This window comes from Lentzea waywayandensis (genome assembly GCF_900115955.1).
Classification (GTDB): Bacteria; Actinomycetota; Actinomycetes; order Mycobacteriales; family Pseudonocardiaceae; genus Lentzea; species Lentzea waywayandensis.
In genome coordinates, this window is the sequence record NZ_FOYL01000012.1 from 133,597 (window position 1) to 145,367 (window position 11,771).

An 11,771-nucleotide genomic window follows, 5' to 3' on the forward strand; every position below is an offset into this window, starting at 1 on the left:
CGTCCTCACCCGTCGCGAGTGAGCTGCTCGTCGAGGGTGACGGCGGCGTCGATGAGGGCCAGGTGGGTGAACGCCTGCGGGAAGTTGCCCAGCTGCTCCCCGGTCACCGCGATCTCCTCGGCGTAGAGGCCGACGTGGTTGCCGTAGGTCAGCATCTTCTCGAACACCAGCCGTGCCTCGCGGGCCCGCCCGGACAACGCCAGCGCGGTCACGTAGTTGAAGGTGCACAACGAGAACGAGCCCTCCGAGCCACGCAGCCCGTCGGGTGCCGCGTCCGTGTCGTAGCGCCGCACCAGGCTGTCGCTGACGAGTGACTCCATCGCGGCGAGAGCATCCAGCCAGACCGGGTCCCGTGGCGCCACGAACCCCACCTGTGCCATCCGCAGCAACGACGCGTCGAGGACCTGCGAGCCGTAGCGCTGCACGAACGCCCCGGTGCGGTGATCCCAGCCCTGGTCCCACACCTGGCCGTAGATCCGGTCGCGCTGCGAACGCCACCTCGCCACCGGCGCGGGTTTGCCCTCGCTCTCGGCGATGCGGATCGCCCGGTCGAACGCGACCCAGCTCATCACCCGGCCGTAGGTGAAGTCCGCGCGTCCGGCCCGCGTCTCCCAGATCCCCTCCTCCGGCTGGTTCCAGTTCTCCGCCAGCCAGTCCAGCAACTCGACCACCGCGTGCCAGCCGCGATGCCCGATGCGCACGCCGTGCAGGTGGGCGGCGTGCACGCTGTCCAGCAGTTCGCCGTAGATGTCGAGCTGCAGCTGCCCTGCCGCGTCGTTGCCGACCCGCACCGGCGACGACCCCCGATGTCCCTCCCAGTGGTCGAGCACGTGCTCGGTGAGGTCGGCCGACCCGTCGACCGCGTACATCACCCGCAGCGGCTCACCCTCCACGAACCGCTCGCCGAGCCAGCCGCCGAACGCCGCCGCCTCGTCGGTGAATCCCAGCCGCAGCAACGAACCGACGGCGAACGAGGCGTCCCTGATCCAGGTGTAGCGGTAGTCCCAGTTCCGCTCGCCGCCGAGCTGTTCCGGCAGGCCGGCCGTCGGGGCGGCGACGATCGCCCCGGTCGGCGCGTAGGTGAGCAGCTTCAGGGTGATGGCCGAACGGTCGACGGCCTCGCGCCACCGGCCCCGGTAGTTGCCGCGGGCGAGCCACTCGTGCCAGAACCGCACGGTCCGCTCGAACAGCTCCTGCGCCTCGGCCGCGGCGACGGCACGCGGTGGACCGTCCACACCGGACTCCAGCACGATGCCGCGGGTCTGCCCCTCCTCCAGGCCGATCGTCGCGCGCAGGTCGCCGGTGTCGGTGATCTGCCCGGACACCAGCCGGGCGTCTCCCGGTTCGCGCACGGCGTGCAGCACCAGGCCGAACTGGCCGCACGCGAAGATCACGCCGTCGTCGGTGAGATGCGTGCGGTGCGCCCGGCGGCCGTAGTCGAAGCGAGGGGCGACGTCGAGCTCGAACGTGATCCGCCCCCGGACGCATCGCACGAGGCGCACGATCCGGTGCCGTTCGGTCGGGCCCTCGTCCGGCAGCGGCGGCATGAAGTCGATTACCTCCCCGGTGCCGTCCTCGGTCATGAAACGGGTGATCAGTACCGCCGTGTCCGGGAAGTACAGCTGCTTTCCCGTGCCGGTGAACCCGGCGGGCCGGATCCGGCAGAACCCGCCGCGCTTGCGGTCCAGCAGCGAGGCGAACACCGAGGGCGAGTCGAACCGCGGGCAGCAGAACCAGTCCACCGTGCCGTCGGTGGACACCAGCGCGGTGGTCTGAAGGTCGCCGATCAGCCCGTGGTCGGCGATCGGCGCGTACGGGGGTGTGGTCATGGTGACGAGGCTTGTCCGCCGAACGGCCCAGGTCTTCACCCGCCGGAGCGGACACGTGCCCAGGCACTCACACGCGGCGGGTGAAGATCCACCCGACGGCGCCGGGGGACGGTGGGCCCGACCAACGCTTCGGGAGACAACGGAGGCACGATGCAGGACACAGGCTGGCTCGGCTGGATCTGGTTCGCGGGCATCATGATGATCGTCATGGGGGCGTTCAACGCCATTGAGGGGCTCGTCGGGTTGTTCCGCGGCGAGTACTACGTCGCCACCGGCGAGCAGGTGATCGTCTTCGACCTCACCACCTGGGGCTGGATCACCCTGCTGCTCGGCGTGCTGGTGGCGCTCGCGGGAGGCGCGCTGCTCTCCGGCGCCGCGTGGGCCAGAGTGGTCACGGTGATGCTCGCCGCGGTGAACGCGGTGGCACAGCTCGCGTTCGTCTCGGTGCACCCGCTGTGGTCCACGATCGTCATCACGCTGTGCGTGGTGGTGATCTGGGCCGTGGTGGTGCACGGCAACGAGGCGGCGGCAACGCTTGAGTCGTCATCTCGTTGATGCCACGCGCATTGACGATTCTGCTCGGCGCCGCGTCGGCGGTGGTCGTGGTCGCCGGGGTGAAGGCGGTCGCGTGGCTGGTGGCGCCCACCGTGCTGGCGGGGCTGATCGTGATCGCGATCAGCCCCGCGCACCGGTGGCTGCGCGGCCGGGGCGCACCGTCGTGGCTCGCGACCACGGCAGTCGTGGTGCTGGTGTACGCGGTGCTGGGCGCGATCGCGGTGACGGTGGTGGTGTCCGGTGTGCGGCTCGCCGGGATGCTGCCGGAGTACGCGGCCCACCACCTGGTGCAGCAGGCGGAGCACGTGCTCGCCGGCCTGGACCGGGGCAAGGTCCTCGCCTCGATCACCGGACTGCTCTCCGACCTGACCGGGCTCACCACGAGCCTGGTGTTCCTGCTGGCGCTGCTGCTGTTCCTCGGCGTCGAGGTGCACTGGACCGACAGCAGGCTGGCCGAGATCTCCGACCAGCGGCCGAAGTTGACGGTGGCGCTGCGGGAGTTCGCCCGCCGCACCCGGCGCTACCTGCTGGTGACGACCGTGTTCGGGGCGGTGGTCGCGGTGCTGGACACGGTGGCGCTGGCGTTGCTGGGCGTCCCGCTCGCCCTGCTGTGGGGCGTGTTGTCGTTCGTCACCAACTACGTTCCCACCGTCGGGTTCGTGCTCGGGGTGCTGCCGCCCGCCGCGCTCGCCCTGCTCCAGCACGGTCCGCGCCGCGCACTGGCGGTGCTGGCCGTGTACGGGGTGCTGAACTTCATGGTGCAGTCACTGGTGCAGCCGCGCTACACCGGGGACGCCGCGGGGCTGTCGACGACCACGACGTTCCTGTCGCTGGCGTTCTGGGCGTGGGTGCTCGGCCCGCTCGGCGCGTTGCTGGCGGTGCCGCTCACCGTGCTGGTGAAGGTGTTGCTGGTGGACGCGGACCCGCGCGCGGGCTGGGCAGCCGCCCTGCTCCGCGCGCGGGTTCGATCAGGCCACCGACAACACGTGGAAACCCCACGGGCGCAGTGACACGAAGAGTCCCTCGGCGGTGAGGTCGCGGTCGAAGACCTCACCGCCGAGCAGGTCCGTGAACCGCCAGGGCCGCGGCTCCCAGTCGAGCGGGATCCGGGCCTGCGCGGGTGAGTCGGAGAAGTTGACCACCACGACGTGCCGGGCCCCGCCGACCTCGATCCACTCCCACGCGAGCAGCGAGCGGTGCGACTGGTTGTCCGGCCAGCCCTCGGTGCCGAGCTGGAACCACTCGCCGCACCGGAGGCGGTGCTCCCGCACGGTCGCCAGCAGGTGCCGGTACCAGGCGGCCAGGTCGTGGTCGAGCGGCTCGTCCGGGCGGCGGTTGAGGAACACCGGCGGCCGGACCGTCCTGCCCTCGAACTGGCCCTCGTGCCACAGCGTCGCGCCGGGCAGCGTGGCGATGACGACCGCGGCCGCCCTGGCGGCGTCCGGCGGGAGCGTGGCCGCGAGCCGCGGCTCGTCCTGGTTCTCCAGGAACCGCACCAGCCCCGACTGGTAGCCGATGTCGGCCCCCAGGTGGGCGCGCACCCCTTCCACGTCCCGTGAGACGAGCCGGTCGTAGAGGCGTTTGTCGTAGCAGAAGGCGAAACCCTGCTGCTGCAACGTCCACTCCATGTCCCAGTACGCCTCGGCGATCAGCACGGTCTCCGCGTGTTCGGCGCGCAGACCTTCGATGATCTCGGGCCAGAACTCCCGTTCGGGCGCCTCGCGGCCCCACGTGCGGGTGAACACGTCGTTGGTCATGAGCATCGCCATGTCGCAGCGGATGCCGTCGCAACGGGCCGCGATGCCGGCGAGCGTCATCGTGGCCGCGGTCCGCAGGGCGGGGGAGGAGGCGTCGAGCTGCACGACGTCCGGCCACGGCGGGAAGTACGGATCCCGCCCGCGCGCGAAGATGTGCTCACCGATCGCGAGCCAGTGCTCGGGGTTGTCCGCGTAGTCGTCCACGTCGCCGCGGACGAACAGCTCCGGGTGGTCGGTCACCCACGGGTGGTCCGGCGCCACGTGGTTCGGCACGTAGTCGAGCACCAGCCGCACCCCGCGCGAGGCGAGCTCCGCCCGTGCCTTCGCGAGCGCCTCGTCGCCGCCGAACTCGTCGGCCACGACGTAGCGCCGCACGCAGTACGGCGACCCGCTCACGTCCTGCGGGCGCAGGTCCGGCAGCGCGGCCTGGAACGAGGCCCGCAACCCGCTCCGCGCGTTGGCGAGCGCCAGCCCGGTCGTGCTGCGCTCCCACACGCCCATCAGCCACACCGCGTCGACTCCGGCCGGTGTCACGGAGTCCCAGGCGGAGGCGGGCACCTCGGCGAGCGTCACGGGCCGCTCGGCCTCGCGCGCCAGTTCGCCCAGCCACACCGCGGTGTTGACCTCGTAGACGACGGGCCGGTCCGGCCATCCGCTCATCGCACGCCCTCCCTCACCGGCACGCGGGACAGCAGTGCCACGAGCGCCGTCCAGCCCGTCTGGTGGCTCGCGCCGATGCCCGCTCCGTTGTCACCGTGGAAGTACTCGTAGAACAGCGGCAGGTCCCGCCAGTGCGGGTCGTCCCGGTACCGCGTCTGTCCACCGTGGACCGGACGGCGGCCGTCCTCGCCGGGCAGGAACGTCGCGAGCAACCGGTCGCCGATCTCGCGCGCCACCTGCTCGAGAGTGAGGCGCCGCCCCGACCCGGTCGGGCATTCGACGGTGAAGCCGTCCCCGTAGTAGCTGTGCAGGTGCAGCAACGCGCGCACGACCATCGCGTTGATCGGGAACCACACCGGGCCGCGCCAGTTGGAGTTGCCGCCGAACATGGAGCTGTCCGACTCCGCGGGCTGATACCCGACGCGGTGCTCCACGCCGTCCAGCGTCAGCACGTACGGATGCTCGGCGTGCCACCGGGAGAGCGACCGGACGCCGTACGGCCCCAGGAACTCGTTCTCGTCGAGCACCCTGGTGAGGATGCGGCGCAGGCGGCTCTCGTCGAACAGCGCGAACAGCACCGGCCCGTCGGTGTCGGTCTGCGCGCCGTGGCCCCACAACGCGGCCCGCACCGCGGGATGCCGGTCGAGGAACCCCCGCATGCCGTCGACGAGTCCGGGATGCTCGTGCCGCAGTTGCGCCCCGACCACGGTCGCGGCGGCGAGCGGGATCAGCCCGACGGCCGACTGGACGCGCAGCGGCGTGGACGTGCCGTCCGGGTGCCGCAGCACGTCGTGGAAGAAGCCGTCCTCCTCGTCCCACAGCCCGTTGCCGACGTGGTTGGTCGCCGCCGCGATCCACGCGAGGTTCTCCAGCAACGTCGCGGCGTGCTCCAGGTACGCCGGGTCCTCGTGCGCGAGCTCGAGCGCGATCTGCAGCAGGTTCTGGCAGAACAGCGCCATCCACGCGGTGCCGTCCGCCTGGTCGGTCCGCCCGCCGGCCGGCAGCGGCGCGTTGCGGTCGAACACGCCGATGTTGTCCAGCCCGAGGAAACCGCCCTGGAACAGGTTGCGGCCGTCGGCGTCCTTGCGGTTGAGCCACCAGCCGAAGTTGCGCAGCAGCGGCGGGAACACGCGTTCCAGGAACGCCCGGTCACCGGAACCGGTGGTGTCGCGGTCGTACTGGTAGACGAACCAGGCCGCCCACGCGTGCACCGGCGGGTTGACGTCCCCGAAGTTCCACTCGTAGGCGGGCAACTGCCCGTCCGGGTGCAGGTAGCGGCGGCCGAGCAGCAGTTCCACCTGCTGTTTCGCGGCCGCCGGGTCCACCACCGCGAGCGGCACCGCGTGGAACGCGAGGTCCCACGCGGCGAACCACGGGTACTCCCACTTGTCCGGCATGACGACGACGTCCCCGGCCACGAGATGCCGCCAGTCCTCATTGGACAGACCGGTCGGCGCGCCGATCGGGTCCGCGCCGCGTTCGGTGAGCCAGCGTTCGACGTCGAGCCCGTAGTACTGCCGCGACCACAGCAGCCCGGCCAGCGCCTGCCGGCACACCAGCCGTTCGTCGCTCGCCGGATCGCCGCCGAGCACCTCGTCGTAGAAGTCGTCGGCCTCCTCGCGGCGGGCGGAGATCACCGCGTCGAACCCGCCGAACGGCTCGTCCGTGGCCGCGGTGGTGAGGCGGACGCGGACGGTCTCGCTGCCGCCAGGAGGAATCGTCAGGACGTGGTGGGCGGCGGCCTTGGTGCCGACGCCGTCCGGCGCGAGTGCGGTCAGATCTCCGTGCAGCACAGCGCGTTCGATGCCGTCCTTGACGTACGGGGTGGTGTTGGGAATGCCGAAGACCCGTTCGTCGTCGGTCTCGTTGCCGGTGACCATCAGCTGGCCGTCGGCGTACCACCACCACACGCCGAGATCGGGGTGCGCGGCCCGCACCGTGCCCGTGCCCAGCGTGTGCAGCGAGGGCTCGGTGGTGCCCGCCCACGACCACGTGTGCCGGAACCACAGCGTCGGCAACAGGTGCAGCGTCGCCTCGTCCGGCCCGCGGTTGTGCGCGGTGACCCGCATCAGGACGTCCTCGGGTCCCGCCTTGGCGTACTCCACGACGACGTCGAAGTAGCGGTCGTCGTCGAAGACACCGGTGTCGAGCAGCTCGTACTCCGGGTCGTCACGGCCGCGCTTCCCGTTGGTGGCGACCAGGTCCTCGTAGGGGAAGGCCCGCTGCGGGTACTTGTAGAGCATCCGCTGGTACGACGAGGTGGGTGTGGCGTCGAGGTAGAAGTAGCACTCCTTGACGTCCTCGCCGTGGTTGCCCTCGCCGTTGGTCAGGCCGAACAGCCGTTCCTTGAGGATCGGGTCGGCCCCGTTCCACAACGCCAGCGCGAGACACACCCGCTGCCGGTCGTCGCTGAAGCCCGCGAGCCCGTCCTCGCCCCAGCGGTAGGCGCGATAACGCGCCTGGTCGTGGGTGAACGACGTCCACGCGTCGGCACCGTTCGAGGCCTCCCGGACCGTGCCCCACTGCCGTTCCCCCAGATACGGTCCCCAGCGCCGCCACTCGTCCGGTTCTCGCAGCCTTTCCTTCTCCGCACCGGCCACGTCGTCCGCCTTTCGCTCGGCACATCAGGTGATCGCCAGGCTGGTGGCGGGCGGCCTGCGGCGGGTCACCCGGCGCGGGTGGTTCGGCCGGGCGGGCGGGGGACTGGCGCCTGGTGGTGCGGGGCGTCTGGCGCGGCGTGGTCGGGCAGGGCGGGTGGGGGACCGGCTGCTCGTGATGTGGGCACCTGGTGTGGGTGGTTTGGCTGGGGGTCGGTTTCTCGTGATGCGGGCATCCGGCGTGGGTGGTTCGTGGCCGGGGGCCGGCCTCTCGTGACGCGGGCACCCGGCGCGGGTGGTCCGGCCTGGGACTGGCCCCTCGCAGGCCGGGAAACCCGGCGGCAGAATGGCTCGATGAAGACCGCGTTCGTATTCGCTGGCGGCGGAAGTCTGGGCGCGGTCGAGGTGGGCATGCTCGCGGCGCTCGTCGCCGAGGGCATCCAGCCCGACTTGGTCGTCGGTACATCAGTTGGCGCGGTCAACGGCGTTTGGCACGCGGCCCACCCTGGCCCCGAGGGGGTCGGCACCCTCACGGATCTGTGGACGTCGTTGTCCCGAAACGACATCTTCCCGATCCGGCCGGTGCGCGGCCTCCTCGGTGTCTTCGGGCTGAGCGACCACCTCGTGCCCAGCGCGGCGCTGCGGCGCCTGCTGCGGACCCACCTCTCCGGCATCACGCTCGGGACCATGCCGACGCCCGCGCACGTCGGCGCCACGGACGTGTTGTCCGGAGAGGAGGTGTTGCTCTCCGAGGGCGACGCGGTGGACGCGTTGATGGCGAGCACCGCGATTCCGGCGGTGTTCCCGCCGGTGTCGCTCGGCGGCCGGTACCTGATGGACGGTGGCGCTGTGAACAACAACCCCGTGTCGTACGCGGTGGCGCTGGGCGCGGAACGGGTGTGGGTGCTGCCGACCGGGTACGCGTGCGACCTCGAACAGCCGCCGCGCAGCGCTCTCGGGATGGCGCTGCACGCGTTGACGTTGCTGGTGAACCACCGGCTCGCGGTCGACGTCGAGCGCTACCGGGACGAGATCGACCTGCGCGTGGTGCCGCCGTTGTGCCCGCTCAGCGTGTCACCCGCCGACTTCAGCCGGTCCCGAGAGCTCATCGACGCCGCCCATCGGAGCACTCAGGAGTGGCTCTCGGCCGGTCGGCCGGTCGGACACGGCCTCCTGCACTCCGTCACCGGATGAGGCCGGCCCGGCGGTCCGCCGAGGTCACGATCACCAACGGGCAGGGCGCGTGCGAGACGAGGGCCTGACTCGTCGAGCCGATCAACATGCCGTCGAACCCACCGCGGCCGTGACTGCCCACCACCAGAAGTTGTGCCTCGGCGCCGTATCGCATGAGCGCCCGCACGGGGCGGTCCCGCGGCAGCGCGCGTTCCACTCGCACGTCGGGATACCGGGTCTGCCACCGATGGAGCACCTCGCGCGCGTCGTCGTCGGCCTCGTCGCGGGCCGCGGCGAACCGGGCGGTGCGGTAAGCGCTCTCCACGGTGAATCCGGGCCTGCACAGGATCACCGTGAGCCGGGCGGCGCGCAGCGAGGCGGCGGCGAAGGCGAACCCCACCGCGGCCTCGCTCGCGGCCGAACCGTCGTGGCCCACCACGATCGGGCCGTCGGTCGCCGCCAGGCCGCGCACGATCACCAGCGGGCACCTCCCGTGCGAGGCCAGTGCGGCCGCCGTCGACCCGACCAGGAGACCTCGTACGTTGCCGAGGCCCTGCGCCCCGAGCACCAGCAGCCGCGCGTGCTGGGACTCCTCGATCAGCAGGCTCGTCGCGCCACCGCTGACCGGTTCGGTCGAGATCTCCACGTCCGGACCCGCGGCGAGGGCGGCCTTGGCGGCCTCGGCCAGGCACGCCGCGGCCCGCTCCTCGGCCGCGCACCGGACGTCCTCGCCGGTCCCGGCGAACGCGAGATGTCCTTCCACGGGCAACGAGAACGCGTGCACCAGCCGCAGCGGCGCGTTGCGCCGGGCGCATTCGTCGGCGGCCCACATGACCGCGGCCAGCGCGGACGACGAGCCGTCGACACCGGCCACCACCGGTGCCGTCATCGCAGGGGCCCGAACGGGAGGAGCTCCTCGACGCCGCCCCGCGCGACGACGCAGGTCGACTCGGGCACCTCGCGCCACGCGCCGTGCAGGTCACCCAGCGGCTCCGACACCACCAGCCGCGTGTCGGGGGACAGCCCGTGCAGGGTCGGGTTGTCCGGGTACTGCTGTCGCAGCGTCGTGATGTCGGTGCTGTGGAACAGGGTGCGCGAGCGGCGTTCGCTGGAGTAGCGGAAGGCCCAGGTGGTCTCGCCGTCGGTCGTGGCGACCGTCATCTGGAGCGGATGCGCCACGCCGTGGTTCCTGCCGATCGCCTCGACGAACCCGGCGGTGCGGGCGACGGCAGTGGGCGGGTCGTGCTCCAGGCCGAAGGTCAGCGCGAGGAAGAAGAGGACCTCCGAGTCGGTCGATCCCTCGATCTCCGCGTAGAGCGAGGGATCGACGACCAGCGAGAGCTCCCGGCGCAGCAAGGGGAAACCGGTGATGAGCCCGTTGTGCATCCACAGCCTGCGGCCGTGCCGAAAGGGATGGCAGTTGGTCTGCTGGACCGCCGTGCCGGTGGACGCGCGGACGTGTGCGAAGACGAGGCCCGCCGTGATCTGCGCGGACAACTCCCGCAGGTTGCGGTCGTTCCAGGCGGGTTCGGTGCTCAGGAACAGGCCAGGCAACGGCGCGGTCGAGTACCAGCCGACACCGAAGCCGTCACCGTTGGTGGTCTCCACTCCCAGCCGCGAGTGCCTGCTCTGGGTGACCAGCGAGTTCGCCGGCGCGTAGAGGAGCTCCTCCAGCAGAACCGGGGAACCGGAATACGCGAGCCATCGGCACATGTGGCCTCCTCAGAAGGAATTCTTTCCTGGCAAGAGATCGTCAGAGTCCACTTCGGACCTTGATGCGTCCGTCCCGCGCCGCCCGCGTGACGAGCCGGTAGTCCTGTTCGTTGCGGTCCGCGTAGCTCTCGGCGAACTCGACGAGTGCGTCGTCGAACGTCCTGCCGTCGTCGAGGTACGCGGCCATCGCGATCCGGTCGCCGGTGCGCGCGTGCGCTCGGGCCAACGTCCACCCGCACAGCGCGCCGTACAGCCGCAGGCCCGCCGCGTCCATGGTCTCGATCGACGCCGAGCCCTTCCAGTCGCGCAACTGCCGGACGTGGAAGTCCCTGGTGAGCCCGTCGATGCCCTCGGCGGTCTCCCAGCCGAGGAAGATGTCGCCGGCGGCCTGCATCAGCCGTTGCCCGGCGACGACCCGTTCACCCTCGCTGCGGTGGTTCGCGCGCACGCCGTCGGGAACGTGGTCCGCGAGAACCGACCGCGACGCCTCCTTCACCTGGAGCAGCAACGGATCGTTCTCGTCCCGTCCGTACAGCAGCACGATCCAGCACCGGGTCCCGACACTGCCGACACCGACGACCTTGCGCGCCATGTCGACGAACCGGAACCCGTTCATCAGATGACGCCGATCGGCGGACAGGGTGGCCGTGTAACCGGCGAGCAGGTCCTGGATCATGAACTCCAGGTCCTCGCGGTCCGCGTCGGGCACCAGATGCCCGACCGGCACGAGCAACGGCGGATCCGCCGTGATGCGGCGGCATCCGTCGACGACGGAGGTCAGCTTGCGGTAGGCCTGCAGGCTGTCCCGCGCACGGGCTTTCGCTTGCTCGTGCGCGAAACGGCGCTGCTTCGCCTTGTCCGCACGTGCCTTGAGCAGGATCTCGACCTCGTCGACACCGGCGTGGGCGTACCACACCTCGAGATCACCCTGCCCCGCGAAGCCGATCATCGCCGACCGGTAGCGGCCGACGGCGGTGCGCACGGCGGCCGCCCGTGCCTTGCGCCCCAGCCCGTTCTCCCGGCCGGCGACGGCGATGCTGGCCGCGAGGCGTTTGACGTCCCACTCCCACGGACCGGGCAGCGTCTCGTCGAAGTCGTTGAGGTCGAACACCAGTCGCCGCTCCGGGGAGGCGAAGACCCCGAAGTTGCTCACGTGCGCGTCCCCGCTGAGCTGGCAGGTCAGGCCGGAGTACGGCGTCGTCGCGAGGTCACCGGCCATGACCGCGGCCGCGCCCCGGAAGAACGCGAACGGCGAGGCCAGCATCCGTCCGTACCGGATCGGCACGAGCTCCGGCAGCCGCGTGCCGTCCTGCCCGGTGAGCACCTCCACCGGGTCGGGACGGTCACGATCGGCGGGGAGGTCCGCGTGACCGGCGAGCGGAACCACCTTGCGGGCAGCCAGACCCGTGGCGATCCTCGCGGCCACTGAACCGGTCATCGCGCACCTCCCCGCCGACGGGACCGGTGGGGCTCCGGTCCACCTCCGA

The 11,771-nt window shown here is 71.4% G+C and carries 9 protein-coding genes; 3 read left to right on the forward strand and 6 right to left on the reverse strand.

The window, feature by feature from the left end; translation table 11 throughout:
- Positions 1-5 precede the first annotated feature (5 nt).
- Complete coding sequence (locus BM417_RS35660) at positions 6-1,829, reverse strand: glycoside hydrolase family 15 protein (protein ID WP_093603651.1); 1,824 nt, start codon at positions 1,827-1,829, stop codon at positions 6-8.
- Between the two features lie 150 nt (positions 1,830-1,979).
- On the opposite strand from BM417_RS35660, the gene BM417_RS35665 reads away from it, so the two are divergent.
- Positions 1,980-2,384 (forward strand): DUF7144 family membrane protein, encoded by a 405-nt coding sequence (locus BM417_RS35665; protein WP_093603910.1) that lies wholly within the window; start codon positions 1,980-1,982, stop codon positions 2,382-2,384.
- A complete protein-coding gene (locus BM417_RS35670; protein ID WP_093603653.1) occupies positions 2,384-3,394 on the forward strand; it encodes an AI-2E family transporter in 1,011 nt (336 codons plus the stop codon). The genes BM417_RS35665 and BM417_RS35670 overlap by 1 nt, the downstream gene beginning before the upstream one ends.
- Here the strand turns inward: BM417_RS35670 and BM417_RS35675 are convergent.
- Positions 3,353-4,801, reverse strand: coding sequence for an alpha-amylase family glycosyl hydrolase (locus tag BM417_RS35675; RefSeq protein ID WP_093603655.1), 1,449 nt, complete (start codon positions 4,799-4,801; stop codon positions 3,353-3,355). The two genes, BM417_RS35670 and BM417_RS35675, sit on opposite strands and share 42 nt — an antisense overlap.
- On the reverse strand, positions 4,798-7,401 hold the full coding sequence (locus BM417_RS35680; protein WP_093603657.1) for an MGH1-like glycoside hydrolase domain-containing protein: 2,604 nt from the start codon (positions 7,399-7,401) through the stop codon (positions 4,798-4,800). The genes BM417_RS35675 and BM417_RS35680 overlap by 4 nt, the downstream gene beginning before the upstream one ends.
- A gap of 351 nt (positions 7,402-7,752) precedes the next feature.
- Here BM417_RS35680 and BM417_RS35685 point away from each other — a divergent pair, with 351 nt between their 5' ends.
- Positions 7,753-8,592: a patatin-like phospholipase family protein gene (locus tag BM417_RS35685; protein WP_093603659.1), complete on the forward strand. Its 840-nt coding sequence runs from the start codon at positions 7,753-7,755 to the stop codon at positions 8,590-8,592.
- On the opposite strand, the gene BM417_RS35690 is transcribed toward BM417_RS35685, so the two are convergent.
- The 3 genes from BM417_RS35690 to BM417_RS35700 are packed head-to-tail and all read right to left on the reverse strand — an operon-like array spanning position 8,582 to position 11,722.
- A complete protein-coding gene (locus BM417_RS35690) occupies positions 8,582-9,460 on the reverse strand; it encodes a universal stress protein (protein WP_093603661.1) in 879 nt (292 codons plus the stop codon). The two genes, BM417_RS35685 and BM417_RS35690, sit on opposite strands and share 11 nt — an antisense overlap.
- The gene (locus BM417_RS35695; RefSeq protein ID WP_093603663.1) at positions 9,457-10,284 is read right to left on the reverse strand and encodes a class II glutamine amidotransferase; all 828 of its coding nucleotides are present in this window, start codon (positions 10,282-10,284) and stop codon (positions 9,457-9,459) included. Before BM417_RS35695 ends, BM417_RS35690 begins: the two co-directional genes overlap by 4 nt.
- A gap of 40 nt (positions 10,285-10,324) precedes the next feature.
- Entirely contained in the window at positions 10,325-11,722 is a 1,398-nt protein-coding gene (locus BM417_RS35700) for a DUF2252 domain-containing protein (protein ID WP_093603665.1), read from the reverse strand.
- Between the last annotated feature and the right edge of the window lie 49 nt (positions 11,723-11,771).

Bases quoted from the DNA above. Each gene is read 5' to 3' on its own strand.
- BM417_RS35660 (WP_093603651.1), bottom strand. From the start codon at position 1,829: ATGACCACACCCCCGTACGCGCCGATCGCCGACCACGGGCTGATCGGC.
- BM417_RS35665 (WP_093603910.1), top strand. From the start codon at position 1,980: ATGCAGGACACAGGCTGGCTCGGCTGGATCTGGTTCGCGGGCATCATG.
- BM417_RS35670 (WP_093603653.1), top strand. From the start codon at position 2,384: ATGCCACGCGCATTGACGATTCTGCTCGGCGCCGCGTCGGCGGTGGTC.
- BM417_RS35675 (WP_093603655.1), bottom strand. From the start codon at position 4,801: ATGAGCGGATGGCCGGACCGGCCCGTCGTCTACGAGGTCAACACCGCG.
- BM417_RS35685 (WP_093603659.1), top strand. From the start codon at position 7,753: ATGAAGACCGCGTTCGTATTCGCTGGCGGCGGAAGTCTGGGCGCGGTC.
- BM417_RS35690 (WP_093603661.1), bottom strand. From the start codon at position 9,460: ATGACGGCACCGGTGGTGGCCGGTGTCGACGGCTCGTCGTCCGCGCTG.
- BM417_RS35695 (WP_093603663.1), bottom strand. From the start codon at position 10,284: ATGTGCCGATGGCTCGCGTATTCCGGTTCCCCGGTTCTGCTGGAGGAG.
- BM417_RS35700 (WP_093603665.1), bottom strand. From the start codon at position 11,722: ATGACCGGTTCAGTGGCCGCGAGGATCGCCACGGGTCTGGCTGCCCGC.